This window comes from uncultured Marinobacter sp., from assembly GCF_947259545.1.
Taxonomy (GTDB): domain Bacteria; phylum Pseudomonadota; class Gammaproteobacteria; order Pseudomonadales; family Oleiphilaceae; genus Marinobacter.
The window spans coordinates 161,130-174,618 of the sequence record NZ_CAMYMK010000011.1 but is presented as its reverse complement, the minus strand read 5'-3'; the positions used below and the strand labels follow the sequence as shown (position 1 = coordinate 174,618).

The 13,489-nt window shown below is 57.3% G+C and carries 13 protein-coding genes; 4 read left to right on the top strand and 9 right to left on the bottom strand.

What is annotated here, in order from left to right; genetic code table 11:
• Positions 1–17: 17 nt before the first annotated feature.
• The 3 genes from Q0Y21_RS17610 to Q0Y21_RS17600 form a co-directional block, all read right to left on the bottom strand.
• A complete protein-coding gene (locus tag Q0Y21_RS17610) occupies positions 18–995 on the bottom strand; it encodes a transketolase C-terminal domain-containing protein (RefSeq protein WP_297798237.1) in 978 nt (325 codons plus the stop codon).
• Position 996: 1 nt separating this feature from the next.
• Positions 997–2,181, bottom strand: a complete 1,185-nt coding sequence (locus tag Q0Y21_RS17605; RefSeq protein ID WP_297798235.1) for a thiamine pyrophosphate-dependent dehydrogenase E1 component subunit alpha — start codon at positions 2,179–2,181, stop codon at positions 997–999.
• A gap of 203 nt (positions 2,182–2,384) precedes the next feature.
• Positions 2,385–2,927 (bottom strand): YaeQ family protein, encoded by a 543-nt coding sequence (locus Q0Y21_RS17600; RefSeq protein ID WP_297798233.1) that lies wholly within the window; start codon positions 2,925–2,927, stop codon positions 2,385–2,387.
• 175 nt (positions 2,928–3,102) lie between these two features.
• Between Q0Y21_RS17600 and Q0Y21_RS17595 the strand changes: the two genes are divergently transcribed.
• The 3 genes from Q0Y21_RS17595 (at position 3,103) to Q0Y21_RS17585 (ending at position 5,252) form a co-directional block, all read left to right on the top strand.
• Positions 3,103–3,309, top strand: coding sequence for a bacterioferritin-associated ferredoxin (locus tag Q0Y21_RS17595; protein ID WP_012139146.1), 207 nt, complete (start codon positions 3,103–3,105; stop codon positions 3,307–3,309).
• A 98-nt stretch (positions 3,310–3,407) separates the two neighbouring features.
• On the top strand, positions 3,408–3,884 hold the full coding sequence (bfr, locus tag Q0Y21_RS17590; RefSeq protein WP_297798231.1) for a bacterioferritin: 477 nt from the start codon (positions 3,408–3,410) through the stop codon (positions 3,882–3,884).
• A 9-nt stretch (positions 3,885–3,893) separates the two neighbouring features.
• Entirely contained in the window at positions 3,894–5,252 is a 1,359-nt protein-coding gene (locus Q0Y21_RS17585) for a phosphomannomutase (RefSeq protein ID WP_297798229.1), read from the top strand.
• A gap of 178 nt (positions 5,253–5,430) precedes the next feature.
• Here the strand turns inward: Q0Y21_RS17585 and Q0Y21_RS17580 are convergent, their stop codons facing one another.
• Entirely contained in the window at positions 5,431–6,567 is a 1,137-nt protein-coding gene (locus Q0Y21_RS17580; RefSeq protein ID WP_297798227.1) for a phospholipase A, read from the bottom strand.
• 15 nt (positions 6,568–6,582) lie between these two features.
• A complete protein-coding gene (locus Q0Y21_RS17575; RefSeq protein WP_297798225.1) occupies positions 6,583–6,915 on the bottom strand; it encodes a hypothetical protein in 333 nt (110 codons plus the stop codon).
• Positions 6,916–7,112: 197 nt separating this feature from the next.
• Here Q0Y21_RS17575 and Q0Y21_RS17570 point away from each other — a divergent pair, with 197 nt between their 5' ends.
• Entirely contained in the window at positions 7,113–7,526 is a 414-nt protein-coding gene (locus Q0Y21_RS17570) for a c-type cytochrome (RefSeq protein WP_297798223.1), read from the top strand.
• Between the two features lie 56 nt (positions 7,527–7,582).
• Here Q0Y21_RS17570 and Q0Y21_RS17565 read toward each other — a convergent pair whose 3' ends face one another.
• The 4 genes from Q0Y21_RS17565 to Q0Y21_RS17550 form a co-directional block, all read right to left on the bottom strand.
• Positions 7,583–8,146 (bottom strand): hypothetical protein, encoded by a 564-nt coding sequence (locus Q0Y21_RS17565; protein ID WP_297798221.1) that lies wholly within the window; start codon positions 8,144–8,146, stop codon positions 7,583–7,585.
• Between the two features lie 10 nt (positions 8,147–8,156).
• On the bottom strand, positions 8,157–10,454 hold the full coding sequence (locus tag Q0Y21_RS17560; RefSeq protein ID WP_297798219.1) for a galactose oxidase-like domain-containing protein: 2,298 nt from the start codon (positions 10,452–10,454) through the stop codon (positions 8,157–8,159).
• Positions 10,455–10,664: 210 nt separating this feature from the next.
• Entirely contained in the window at positions 10,665–11,198 is a 534-nt protein-coding gene (locus tag Q0Y21_RS17555) for a hypothetical protein (protein WP_297798218.1), read from the bottom strand.
• A 50-nt stretch (positions 11,199–11,248) separates the two neighbouring features.
• Complete coding sequence (locus Q0Y21_RS17550; protein WP_297798216.1) at positions 11,249–13,480, bottom strand: galactose oxidase early set domain-containing protein; 2,232 nt, start codon at positions 13,478–13,480, stop codon at positions 11,249–11,251.
• Positions 13,481–13,489: the final 9 nt, after the last annotated feature.

Here is a 13,489-nt window from a genome sequence, read left to right as displayed (position 1 = left end):
CCTGTCCTGATATCAACCTAGAATTCCACGCTCGACCTGATGGCCTCATAGACCTTCAGGTGATTGGGCAGGTGCTCTTTTTCCAGCACCAGCGGGAACGGAGTGTCCATCCCGGTGACCCGAGCGATCGGGGACTCCAGGTACAGGAAGCAACGCTCCTGTATCGTCGCCGCAATTTCGCCGGCGAAACCGCCGGTCAGCGGGGCTTCGTGGGTCACCACCAGGCGCCCGGTCTTGAGCACCGAGTTGGCGACGGTTTCCACATCCCACGGCAGGATGGTTCTAAGGTCGATGACTTCACAGGAAATGCCTTCTTTCTCCGCCATTTCGACGGCGTGTTCGATCACTTCCATCTGCGCGCCCCAGCCCAGCACGGTAATATCTGTGCCTTCCTTGAGGACTTCGGCTTCGCCCAGCGGCAGCCGGTAGTCTTCGTCCGGTACCTCACCCACCGAGGCGCGGTAGAGCCGCTTGGGCTCGAAGAACAGGGTGGGGTTGGGATCATGAATTGCACCCAGCAGCAGGCCCTTGGCCTGGTGAGGATTGCGCGGAACCACAATCTTCAGGCCCGGCGTATGGGCAAAGTAGGCTTCTGGCGATTGCGAGTGGTAAAGCCCACCGGCAATGCCGCCACCATAGGGCGCACGTATGGTCAGCCCGCCAACATTGAACAGGTCGCCGGAGCGGTAGCGGAACTTGGCGGACTCGTTCACGATCTGGTCGAAGGCGGGGAAGATGTAATCCGCGAACTGTATCTCGGCCACCGGTACGGAACCCTGCGCTGCCAGACCGTTGGCGAAGCCGATGATGCCCTGTTCCACCAGCGGTGTGTTGAAGCAGCGGGCCTTGCCGTACTTCTGTTGCAGGTTGCTGGTGGCACGGAAAACGCCGCCGAAAACGCCGACATCCTCACCGAAACACAGCACCCGCTCGTTGGCGGCCATGGCGGTGTCGAGGGCATTGTTGATGGCCTGGAGCATATTCATCTTGGTCATCTCAAGCCCCTCCCTTGGCGTGTTCGGCGCTCTTCGGATAGGCGTCGGGATGCCGGCGGATATGGGCCTTGAGCTTTTCGAACTGATCGGCGAGGGCTGGTGGCACCTCGTCGTAGACGTCGCTGACCAGCGAATCAAGCGGAGGTGGTGGCCGCTTCTGTGCCCGTTTCATGGTTTCCAGCACTTCGCGGCGCATGTTCTCCTGGAGCTGTTTCTCGTCGTCCTCGCTCCACCACTTCTTGCTTTCGAGCCAGAGTCGCATACGCAGAATCGGATCTTTCTCACGCCACACGGCTTCCTCGTCCTTGCTGCGATAGCCGGAAGGGTCGTCGGAAGAGGAGTGTGCAGCCAGGCGATAGCTCATGGCTTCGATCAACACGGGGCGATTGTGCTCCACCGCCAGGCTGCGTGCTGCCCTGGTGGCTTCGTACATGGCCAGGATGTCGTTACCATCCACCCGGATCACGTCCATCTTGTAGCCGTAGGCGCGGGGTGCAACACCATCGGCGGCGAATTGTTCGGCGGCCGGGGTGGAAATGGCGTAGCCGTTGTTGCGGCACAGGAAAATCACCGGCACGCGATGGACGGCCGCCATGTTCAGGGCGGCGTGGAAGTCACCTTCCGATGCGGCGCCTTCACCGAAGTAGGTAATGGTGCAATGACCCTCGCCCGCCATTTTCTGGCCATAGGCGTAACCGGTGGCCTGGGGAATCTGCGTCGCCAGGGGCGATGAAATGGTCATGTAGTTCAGCTTGCTGGAACCGTAGTGAACGGGCATCTGGCGCCCCTTGCCATAGTCCAGTTCATTGCCGAACAGCTGATTCATGAACTCATCGATGGTGAAGCCGCGATAGACCAGGGAGCCTTGCTCCCGATACTGCGCCATGATCATGTCGGCGTCGTCCAGCGCAGCGGTACTGCCGATCACGGCGGCTTCTTCGCCGGTGCACTGCATGTAGAAGCTCAGGCGCCCCTGTCGCTGGGCGGCGAGCATGCGTTCATCGAGAATCCGGGTGGTAACCATCGAACGGTAGATACGCAGGGCTTTCTCTTTATCGAGTTTTGGCGCTTTGGCGCCCTTGTAGAGCGAGCCGTCCTGCTTCAATAGCTTGAAGGTGGGAATTCGGAATTCCGCACCGTCGGTAAAGACCGGGGAGTAAACAACTTTCGATTTTGTTGTTGTCATAATCCTCTTCCTGGGGTGTTGGCCTGAGGAACAAAACACCCCTTGTGGGGGTGTCGATGATGTCATTGTAGTCAATCCGGCAGGATCTGGTGTGACCCTGTCAGTGCTACTTGCTGTTTACCTTAACGTAAACTGCGGCTTTCGGGTAGACCTGGTGTGCAGATTTTGGCCTTCACATGTGCCATCTGCTGGTAAGTTAATGATTATTCGGGATAGAGAGGGGCAGGTGTGATGCTGACCAGGGTTTCTTCGTTACCGATATTCACTTCTCCGTCCTGGATCGTGCACTGCAGGTTCATGCCGCGTTCGGCCAGGCTGGCGAGTGCTTCGGTGTCTTCCTGGGGCAGGTCGATGATGGTGAGGTTATTGAAGCGGCTCAGCTTGCCATGATGTTTTTCCCACCACAGGGGCACGGCACGGCCACCGTAGGTGTACAGGATAACCTGGTCCGCCCGGTTGCAGGCTTTACGCAGGCGGCTCTCGTCGGGCAGGCCGAGCTCGATCCACAGCTCGATTTCATCGCTCAGGCTTTTTTGCCACAGGTCCGGCTCGTCGTCGGTGCTGATGCCCTTGGTGAACTCCAGGTGTTCGCTGGCGTTCAGTACGAATGCCAGCAGACGAATCATCATGCGCTCATCGGTTTCCGACGGGTGCCGGGCAATGGTGAGATGGTGATCACCATAGTAATGCCGGTCCATGTCGGCGATGTTGAGTGTTGCCTTGAAGATGGTTGCCTTGAGCGCCATTGAGCTTCCCGTGGTCGTTTTGTCTGCTGATATGTGGGCAGTGTAAAGCAAATGGCCGGGTTCTGAGAGGCAGTTGGTACATCTATTTGCACAAAAATCACTCGAAGGGGTTGCAAAGCCGCATGCAAATGACAATAATTATCAGTACCTTTCATCGGGACTTTGAGTGACTAATATGTACGTATGCCTTTGTCATGGTGTAACAGACCGGGAAATTCGGGAAGCTGCCGATAACGGCGTCAGTTCCATGCGCCAGCTTGGCAAGGAACTGGGCGTTGGAACCCAGTGTGGCCGTTGCGCCTGTACCGCACGGGAAATTCTGCGTGAAAGCCGTACTCCGGATTATCTGGCCATGGCAAACATGCTCGCCCAGCCCGCCTGATCGGGGGCTTGCTGCAATCATTTCCCATTTGTGATTTTTTCTCCCCGGAGGAAGGGCTATCCTTGTACGGATCGCACATCCAAGCAAGGAGAAACGTCATGAAAGGCGACAAGAAAGTCATCCAGTTCCTGAATAAAGTACTTGGCAACGAGCTCACCGCAATTAACCAGTATTACCTGCATGCCAAGATGTACAAAGATTGGGGCATCACCAAACTGGCAGCCAAGGAATACGAAGAATCCATTGACGAAATGAAGCACGCCGATGTGCTGATTGAGCGCATCCTGTTCCTGGAAGGCCTTCCCAACCTGCAGGATCTGAACAAGCTTCTGGTTGGCGAGAATGTCGAAGAGATGCTGTCCTGCGACCTGAAGCTGGAACTGACGGCACATGCGGATCTGAAGGAAGCCATCGTTCATTGTGAGTCCGTCCAGGACTACACCAGTCGAGCGCTGTTCCGCCATATCCTGGACAGCGAAGAGGAGCACATTGACTGGCTGGAAACACAGCTGGAAATGATCGGCCAGATGGGTATTCAGAATTACATTCAACTGCAATCTTCTGCTGCGGAGTAACGCCAGACAATGGATCTGTCCTGTTTTAAAGCCTATGACCTGCGTGGCCGCGTGCCGGATCAACTCAACCCGACACTGGCCGAGCGTATTGGCAGAGCCTATGTGGAAGTGACCGGTGCCAAAAAGGTAATTGTCGGTTACGACATCCGTCTGTCGAGCCCCGAAATATCGGAAGCACTCAGTTCAGGCTTGATGGCGGCCGGCGCGGATGTGTTTGATATTGGCCTGTGCGGTACCGAGCAGGTCTATTTCGCCACCAGTCACTACAAGATGGATGGCGGCATCATGGTAACCGCCAGCCACAACCCGAAAGATCACAATGGCATGAAAATGGTTGGGCCCGAATCCCGGCCCATCAGCTCCGACAACGGCCTCAATGATATCCGCGACCGTGTCCCGGAACCGTTTGCGGACGCACCGGTTCAGGGCAGGTATGAGCCCCTGGAGGCCATGGGTGCGTATATCGATCACCTTCTGGGCTACATTGATGCCGCTGCACTCAAGCCGCTGAAAATCGTGGTAAACGCCGGCAATGGTGGCGCGGGTCTGGTGATTGACCAGCTGGAGAAGCACCTGCCATTTGAGTTCATCAAGGTACACCACCAGCCGGATGGTCACTTCCCGAACGGCGTACCCAATCCCATCCTCGAGGAAAACCGGGCTGCCACTGCGGAAGCCGTGAAGGCCAACGGAGCCGCCATGGGAATCGCCTGGGATGGCGACTACGACCGCTGCTTCTTCTTCGACGAGAATGGTCGATTCATCGAGGGCTACTACATCGTTGGCCTGCTGGCGGACCAGTTCCTCCGCAAGACCGGCGGCGGCAAGGTCATCCACGACCCGCGTCTGACCTGGAATACCCTTGATCTGGTGAAAGCGGCCGGTGGCGAAGCCATCGAAAGCAAAACCGGCCACGCCTTCATCAAACAGCGCATGCGCGATGAGGACGCGGTATACGGTGGCGAAATGAGCGCCCACCACTATTTCCGCGACTTCGCCTACTGCGACAGCGGTATGATCCCCTGGTTGCTGGTGGCAGAACGCCTGTGCCAGTCCGGTCAGCCGTTTTCCTCACTGATCGATGCCCGGATTGAAGCCTACCCGGCCAGCGGCGAGATCAACCGCACCATCGCCGATCCCCCCAAAGTCATCTCCGCCATCGAAACCGCCTACAGCGCCGATGCCAAAAGCGTCAGCCACGTGGACGGCGTGAGCGTGGAGTTCGACGACTGGCGCTTCAACCTGCGGATGTCCAACACCGAACCGGTCGTTCGCCTGAACGTTGAATCTCGCGGTGATATTCCCTTGATGAAGGCGAAAACCGAAGAGCTTCTCGCGGAAATGGAGCGTTTGAATAGCGAAGGCTAGTTCAAAAATTCTGGGCTGAGCAAAGAAGGCTATTCGTGGAGTGTGGAGCCGGGGTGCCGGTGAACCTGTCTGAAACTGTGCGGAGCCATGGATGGCGGAGCCAAGCGTACAGGGATGTATTCACAGCGTGTTTCAGACAGGTTCGCCGGCACCCCGGCTTGGCTCCGATCCCCAAAGCTCAAAGCCAGTCATTCAGCATAATGCCAATGCCGACCCTCTGAATCCTCTCGTTGTAGTCAATCAGGCTCTCCCCATAACCGTTGTAGTACTGGAAGAACCCCCGGAGGGTATCCCCCATCGGAAAGCTGTAACCAAACTCCACCGACGTCTTGTTATCCTCAGAGCGCAGATTGTTACGCAGCTTCATGGAAAGCGTGCGGTCCTCGGTCAGCTTGTAGACCGCCAGATAGTCCGCGTGGCCAACAAATCGTTCAATGTCAGGGTTGTCATCCTTGCTATCACGCTCCGGCAGTCGATACCAGGGCTGCACATGAAACAGCCAGCGATCATAACTGTACCCGATTGAGCCGATAATCCGGTTCCAGCTTCGGGAGCGGGGCTCAGACTGCCCGTTGGACTGGTGGTTAAGGCCTACTGTGAACCCGCTGAGGGTGCCGGGCCCGATGTCATAATCTGCCTGATAGCGAAGAAAAACCTCCGGTTCAAAGTTAGTTTCCCGGAAAGGCGCGGAATCATCAGTGTTGTACACCTGCCAGAAGGATTGTTGGGTGTAGCCAAACCAGAGCGTCGTACGATCATCCAGAATACCCGTCAGCAAGGGCACCTTGAAACTGATCTGATACTTGGCTTCCTTGTTGTCGATGGCGTGATCGTAGGGGCTTTCTCCCAGTCGCGGACTGACAGGTACCTCATTCGGTGTGTCCACCCAGGTGAAAGGCAGGATGTAAGTCGGGCGGTGGCCCACAAAGCTGCCAGAGAAGGAAAAAATTGCTTTTTCTGTTGCCGTGTAGCGCTTGACCAGTGCGGCCATAACGCCTCGATTCTCGTCCTCCGCTTCACCCTCCGCGATGTCGGCGGACTCGTCATATTCGAGAGTCTCGGTGGCTTCTTGTGCTTGTCGCGTTTCTTCTGTTCCGGCTTTATCCTGCGCCTTCTCAGGAGCGTTGATGCTGTCGTAGCAGGCGAGGCGCTGAATGCCGTCGTCAATCAGTGCGCAGTCATCCAGGGTCAGCCCATCCGCTGTCGGGGGTTTTTCATCAGACTGACCATGCACCAGGGCAGGTAGCAGGCAGGCTGCGGCGAGCGGGATGAGCGTGAAGTTAAATCGGGACGAAGCGCCGCGGGATGTATCCATATCCGCTATTCCTCATTAGGCGTTAAGGCTGATCCAGGTATTAATGATGCCGTATAACCAGACTCCAATAAGCGTGAGGGCGAGCAACGAGAAAACGATCTTGTGGCGCGTCTTTTTATCGGCCTGCGCGGCGGCAACCCAGCGCAGGTACATCAGCCCGATAAAGCTACAAAACACCGCCAGGCTTGCAAGGGCAGGGATCAGCAGCCACGCGGGATTGAGAGTGGCGTCATCGTCAACGCGTCCGGAAAACCAGGCCATGGAGATCAGTAACACTGCAAGCGCGGAAAATTCCAGTATCAGTAGAGGCTTGCGAAGTGGATGGGGGGCTTGCTCGAGTTGTCGCATAATCCAGTATTCCGCGATGTGTGGTCGGTTCCTATGTTACCCGGAATAGCTTCCCCGGGCTCTAATGCTTACGAAACGGCAATTAAAATGCTTGAAATCAACCGCCGATTTTGCACTTTGGTTTTTTTGCCTGGCCGCAGTCGCTATAATGCGGCGACTGATTATTATAACGCTCAAATGCGAGGTGCATTGTGAAGATGAAGAGAGTCCTGGCTGCTGTATTGCTTGGCTTTGGCCTGACAGCGGGTGCCGTAATGGCAAGTGTTGAAGACGAAATCCGTGCACGCATCGCCCCGGTGGGTGAGGTTTGTGTGCAGGGCGACGATTGCGGATCCGCATCAGCGCCTGTTGAAGAAGCCAGCTCGGGACCTCGTTCTGGAGATGAAGTTTACAGCGCGGTCTGTATGGCGTGCCATGACACCGGCGCAGCCGGTGCACCGAAAAAGGGTGATACTGCCGCCTGGAGCTCCCGTATCGATAAAGGGTTAGAAACCCTGGTAGATCATGCTATTAACGGCTTTAACGCCATGCCTGCCAAAGGTGGCTGTAGCAATTGTCCCGATGAGGAAATCGAGGCTGCGGTAGAGTACCTGGTGTCTGAGAGTCAATGAGTCGATCAGCACGAAAGAATTAACTAAAAAGCCCCGCCTTAGCGGGGCTTTTTAGTTTATCGGTGGGTAGGAACGACGTTGGCGGTCAAAGGTCGCCAGGAAAGCCGTCCTGTGATGGCCGACATCGCCTGCTGCCCTTGCCTGATTGGAATGCGCCATTCGGTCGTTGCGTCCGGATCAATGTGTCCGGCTGACAATCGCGGATCCACCCAGCCAAAGGTGCCCGAGCCCGACACCTGAACCCAGGACGGGTCACCCTCGGGCGCAGTGTCCTGGCTATGAGTGACCGCCTCCCAGAGGCTGCTTTGGGTACTGGCCTCAACGCGGTCACGGTGGAATCTCAGGAAAGGTTGGTTTTCACTGTCGAAAACCGTCAGCACTTCCTCCCCTCTGTAACTGACCATGATGGCTGGCTTGGGTGCATCCAGTATGGTCACGCCCATGGCTTCAACACCCCCCTCTTGGAGGACGCTGGCCCGCACAATGCCCTCCGGAGTGCCTTCGGCACTCGGAGGTTGATGCGCGTTACTTTGCCCGGGCACAACGCTTATCAGCGTTGTGCCCGCCATCAACATAGCCAGACTGACGAACCGTATGTGACGAAAGTCTGTGCGTTTCATCTTTGCTCCTTCAGAACTGGCCAACAACACTGTCGAGCAGGTTGCTATCGTCGTTGGTGTTGTCCGCCAACTGGGTGTCGCCGCTACACTGCAGAGAACCAGCGGTCTTCACGGTGATCGGGACAGAGACCGACGGCACACGGCCTTCTTCGGTATCCTTGCTGGCGAACAGCATGTATACGCCGGCAGGAGCAACGTTACTGGTTTCCGGCATCTTCAGCCGGATGCTACGACCATTGCGGCCTTGAACCGGAAGCTCGATGGCGCGTTGATCGCTGTCGACCACGTGCGTCATGACCGTCCGACGAATCAACAGCACCTTGTCGATGTCTTCTGCCTGGTCCACCTGGATGGTGAATTCGTCGCCAGGCATCAGGGATTTCGGCGCCGAGAGAATTTCCGGGCGATCGTTCCGCATGGCGTAAGGTGGTGTGTAGATTTCAAAGCTCGGGTCCCGACCGTCGTATGGCGCGAAGCCGAGGTCTGACAGGTCGGTAAAGCTCAGGTAGCCGGTGTTGATCGGAGAGTGGCCGGCGACCATGACCCGACCATCAGGCAGCAACACAGCCGTGTTGTGGTAGGTGCGCTGGCGAATGCCGGTCGCCATTTCGGTCCAGGTGTTGGTCTCAGGATCGAACCGCTCGGCAGTCCTGATGGCGCCTTCCAGACCAGGCAATACCACCCCGTCGCGGTCTCCGCCGCTGAATACCATGACCGAGCCATCAGGCATGAGCACATTGGTGCCGTACCAGCGTGGTTGGTTCAGGGATCCGGTAAGGCGGGACTCATAGTCGACCTCGTCGCCATTGGTGCGTACGGTGTCGATCCGGCTCTGATCTGTGGGCAGGTAGCCACCCGGGTTAGTGAGCAGAGCATAGCTGGGTATACCGCCGGCAGTGAGGAATTCGGCATCGGTATATTCGCCGTTCTCGTTGGGCTTCAGCGGAAGCATGGTGGATGAAGTGGACCCGCGCATGCCACCACCAATGGCGGATTTAAGGGTTTCTTCATCCACGTTCAGCTCGCTGGCTGCGGTCATAAGATCTTCAGCTGAGTTCAGAACATCTCCGAGCAGTGAAGAGCCTTGCTCCTGTGACAGGTTAGTAAGGTTCAGGGTGCTGCTGAGTTCTCCCAGACCGATCTCATCCAGTTTCAGAGGTAAACCGGCATAGCCGATGTCGGTCCAGCTCTGGGTATCCGGGTTGAAAGTAGCCACAATGTTCCAAAGTGCCTGATCGTAGCCCTGACCGAAGGGGTTGAAGGCCTGGCCACCGGCGTTATAAAGCACATGGCCGTTAGGCAGCAGGTGCATGCGCGGATACAGTGGCAGCGAACGATCTGCGGTGGAAGGGTTCACACTCCAGGTGCCGGTGCAGGGGTCGTAGACTTCGGTCTGGACAATGTTACGGCCGCTGTTCAGCGGATCGCTCGGATAAACCGGCTTGATCAGTTTTTCAACGCCACTGGCAACCAGAACTTTGCTGTCTGGCAGGGTCACCAGGGACGGGTACCAGCGACCATACGTCATGTCCCCGCTTTGCAGCCAGCTGTTGGTTTCGGCGTGGAAAATACGGGAATTCTTGACGCCTTCCAGTTCAGCGACGCCAAGGGGCAGGCCATCGACGCCCGGCTCGGAATAGTAGTCGGTACCGCCGACGGCCAGTACGCTGCCATCGGCCATGCCGATAACGTCTGAACAGAACAGAGCACCATCATTCTTGGCGGTGTTGTCAGCGGTGTCCAGCAATCCATCCAGCACAGCCAGCGGCGTGTTGTTGAACAAGGTTTCGCTGTCGGCGCCATCGGGGTTCGCACCTGCACGAAGCGGGCTGGGCTTGAGCCACTGAGGCTCGTCGTCTTCGCCCAGGGACAGGACCCGGCTCTGATCGTTTACCGACACTTCGCCGAACTCGGCTACAATGGAAAGCTCCACATTCTCGGTGCCTTCCAGAGCGTTCAGATAAAGCAGGCGGCCGTCCTCGAGGAGAGCCATGGTGCCAGCCGCGGGCTTGCATTCCTGCAGGCCTTCAGCATTGGTAACACACTTCTCGTCAGTCTCTACGGTCTCGCCGTCAACAATGATTGTGGGCTCGGCAAACGGCTCGCTGAAAGCGCCAACCGGGGAATAGTTGTCCTTGAATGTCGACTGGGCGGCCGCGTCCCCGGCAACCGCCGTTTCCTGTTGGTTCTGCGCAGGTTCCGATGATGCGCTGTCATCTCCTGAGGAACCGCCACCGCAGGCTGACAAGGCCAGGGTGCCCATGGCGAGGGCCATATGTCGGTATAACAGATTCTGGTTCCAGTTCATCCTGTGCTCCTCGATGTTGTTTTTGTCAGTAAGGGAAGGGCGGCCTGTTAGACCAGCCTTCCATATCCCTTACGTTGGAAGAGCAAAAATGGTTTCAACTGTTCGTCAGTTTTTTGATTAATTGTAGGACAATTGTATGGTGGGTGTCGAAACGAAAAAGCCTCCGCTTTGCGGAGGCCTTATATTAAGTGGCGGAAACTAGTCCGCATTTTATGGAATGGGATGGAAAGTTAACTCTCCACTGATGTGATCGGTCCTGCCCTCGGCGGTTTCGATGGCAATCGACCAGGCACGTGGACCTTTCTGATGATCGCCAGCGTGCAGCTCGTTGAGGCGAGGGTCGAGCCAGCCAAAGCTGCCGGACCGCGAAAGAGTTACCCATGATGGCTGTCCGGACGGATGATCCGGCTGGACGACCTCAGTTTCCGCGAGCTTTGGTGCATTAGGCAGGCCTTTCCAGCTGGGGCTTGCAACATTCACCTCGATCGCATCCCTGGTAAATCTCAGAAACTGCTCGCCCTCCGTGCCGAGCACCGTCAAGCGGTCGTCTCCCTCGTATCGAAGCATGATGCCGGGCCGTGGCGCGTCCAGTATCAAGGCGTTGAGACCCTGAATTGCCGGTTGGCTGGTAATGCTGGCCTTGATGAAACCTTCGGGGACTTCGTCCACTTCTGGCGCACCGTGCGCTCCTGCCAGCCCGGGGGCTGACAGGAGGACCAGACAGGACAAAATCAGGGTAGTCAAGGTTGTTCCAGTATGTTCACTTTTCATCCTGTAACTCCCTGAGATCAGATTTACAGAATCGCGAGTGTTGACTCGATGATTCCATCCTCAGTGGTGGTTGTCGTGTCCGAGTCGTCTGCGGGAGCCATGCATTCAAGGCTTTCGTTGACGACTGTGATCGGCGCGGATTCGGACGGAACGCGTCCTTCCTCAGTGTCCTTACTGACGAAAAGCATGTACTCGCCAGCAGGCACCACATTGTGATTGTCTGGCATGGTCAGAGTCACTTTGTTGCCCGGCTTATGCTCCAGTACCAGTTCGACTGCTCGCTGGTCGCTGTCAACCAGGTGGGTCATGACCGTGCGCCGAATCAACAGAGCCTTGTCGATCTCATCGGCCTGGTCGACGGTGACGTTGAAGCGGTCGCCAATCGTCAGATTGCGCGGTGCGCTCTTGATAACCGGGCGATCATTGCGCATGGCATAAGGTGGTGTGTAGATCTCGAAACTCGGGTCCCGGCCGTCATAAGGCGCCAGCCCGAAGTCCTGGAGGTCGACGAAGGTCAAGTACGCGGTGTTGATGGGCGAGTGCCCGGCAATCATCACCCGGCCGTCCTGCATCAACACGGCCGTGTTGTGATAGGTGCGGGCACGATTACCCATGGCCATCTCGGTCCAGGTGCTGGTTTCCGGATCGAAACGCTCAGCGGTCCGGATAGGGCCTTCCAGACCCGGGGCTGCAACACCGTCCCGGTCACCGCCACTGAAGATCATCACGCTGCCGTCCGGCATCAGGACATTGGTTCCGTACCAGCGGGGCTGGTTCAGGGGGCTGGTCAGGCGCGATTCATAGTCAATCTCATCGCCGTTGGTGGAGATCAGGTCGATGCGACTCTGGTCCGTGGGCAGGTAGCCGCCCGGATTGGTCAGCAGAGCGTAGCTCGGAACACCACCGGCGGTCAGCAGTTCAACATCCGTATAGGTGCCATCGGCATTGGGTTTCAGCGGCAGCATGGTGGATGAGGTGGAACCGCGCATACCGCCAGCAATGGCCATTTTCAGGTCATCCTCAGTAACGTCGAGGTCGGCACCGCTTTCCAGCAGATCCGTAGGTGATTCGATGACGCCGTCAAGCAGGGACGAGGCCTGATCCAGGGAGGCGTTCGTGATATTCAGCGTGCTGCTCAGCTCGGCAAGACCCGCTTCGTCCAGGCGCAGGGGCAGGCCGGCATAACCGATATCGGTCCAGCTCTGGGTTTCGGGATTGAAGCTGGCGGCAATGTTCCACAGCGCCTGATCGTAACCCTGACCGAACGGATTGAACGCCTGGCCACCAGCATTGTAGAAGACGTGGCCATTGGGTAGCAGGTGCATCCGCGGGTACAGCGGCAGCGAACGATCGGCGGTTGACGGGTTTTGCGTCCAGGCGCCGGCGCACGGATTATAGGTTTCCGTCTGTACCACGTTACGGCCGCTGTTAAGCGGGTCTTCCGGGTAAACCGGCTTGATCAGCTTGGTGACACCACTTGCCACAAACAGTTCACCGCTGCCCATGGTAACGACCGAGGGATACCAGCGTCCGTAGGTCATATCGCCACTCTGGCTCCAGGTGTTGGTCTCTTCGTCAAAAATTCGCGAATTCTTGATGCCCTCGAGCTCAACCACGCCCGCCTCTGTGTAATAGTCGGTGCCGCCAACGGCCATGACATTGCCATTGGCCAGGCCGATAACGTCGGAGCAGAACAGCGCACCGTCGTTCTTGCTGGTGTCGTCGGCATCGGAAAGGGTGCCGTCCAGCAGGGTTTCGCTGTCGTTGCCGTCAGGGTTAGCGCCGGCATCCAGCGGTGAGGGCTTGAGCCAGGATGGAGAATCTTTCTTGTCGAGTGACAGAACACGCGACTGGTCGTTGACGGACACTTGGCCAAATTCTTTGACGATGGATAACTCGACGTTCTCTGTGCCCTCCAGGGCATTCAGGTAAAGCAGGCGACCGTCCTTGAGCAGTGCCATGGTGCCGGCTGCTGGTTTGCATTCGTCCGTGCCGTCTGCGCGGGGAATGCATTTTTCGTCGGTTTCGACCGCCTTGCCGTCGACCATGATGGTTGGCTCAGCGAAGGGGTCACTGAAACGACCTTTTGGATCGTAACCATCCTGAAGGGTTGGTTCGCTCGATTCTACAGTGGTGTCATCTGATGATCCGTCCAGCAGACCGCCGAGAAGGTCTGCGTTGACGGACGCCGGTCCGGCTGTGAGCAGCAGTAAGGAGCCGGTCGCAGTCAGAAAACGGTTGGGTAATCGGGACATTGTGTTCTC

What these genes read in the sequence shown, in the direction of transcription:
- Q0Y21_RS17610 (WP_297798237.1), bottom strand. Translation starts at nt 995, where the DNA reads ATGACCAAGATGAATATGCTCCAGGCCATCAACAATGCCCTCGACACC.
- bfr (WP_297798231.1), top strand. Translation starts at nt 3,408, where the DNA reads ATGAAAGGCGACAAGAAAGTCATCCAGTTCCTGAATAAAGTACTTGGC.
- Q0Y21_RS17595 (WP_012139146.1), top strand. Translation starts at nt 3,103, where the DNA reads ATGTACGTATGCCTTTGTCATGGTGTAACAGACCGGGAAATTCGGGAA.
- Q0Y21_RS17575 (WP_297798225.1), bottom strand. Translation starts at nt 6,915, where the DNA reads ATGCGACAACTCGAGCAAGCCCCCCATCCACTTCGCAAGCCTCTACTG.
- Q0Y21_RS17580 (WP_297798227.1), bottom strand. Translation starts at nt 6,567, where the DNA reads ATGGATACATCCCGCGGCGCTTCGTCCCGATTTAACTTCACGCTCATC.
- Q0Y21_RS17565 (WP_297798221.1), bottom strand. Translation starts at nt 8,146, where the DNA reads ATGAAACGCACAGACTTTCGTCACATACGGTTCGTCAGTCTGGCTATG.
- Q0Y21_RS17550 (WP_297798216.1), bottom strand. Translation starts at nt 13,480, where the DNA reads ATGTCCCGATTACCCAACCGTTTTCTGACTGCGACCGGCTCCTTACTG.
- Q0Y21_RS17600 (WP_297798233.1), bottom strand. Translation starts at nt 2,927, where the DNA reads ATGGCGCTCAAGGCAACCATCTTCAAGGCAACACTCAACATCGCCGAC.
- Q0Y21_RS17570 (WP_297798223.1), top strand. Translation starts at nt 7,113, where the DNA reads ATGAAGAGAGTCCTGGCTGCTGTATTGCTTGGCTTTGGCCTGACAGCG.
- Q0Y21_RS17560 (WP_297798219.1), bottom strand. Translation starts at nt 10,454, where the DNA reads ATGAACTGGAACCAGAATCTGTTATACCGACATATGGCCCTCGCCATG.
- Q0Y21_RS17605 (WP_297798235.1), bottom strand. Translation starts at nt 2,181, where the DNA reads ATGACAACAACAAAATCGAAAGTTGTTTACTCCCCGGTCTTTACCGAC.
- Q0Y21_RS17585 (WP_297798229.1), top strand. Translation starts at nt 3,894, where the DNA reads ATGGATCTGTCCTGTTTTAAAGCCTATGACCTGCGTGGCCGCGTGCCG.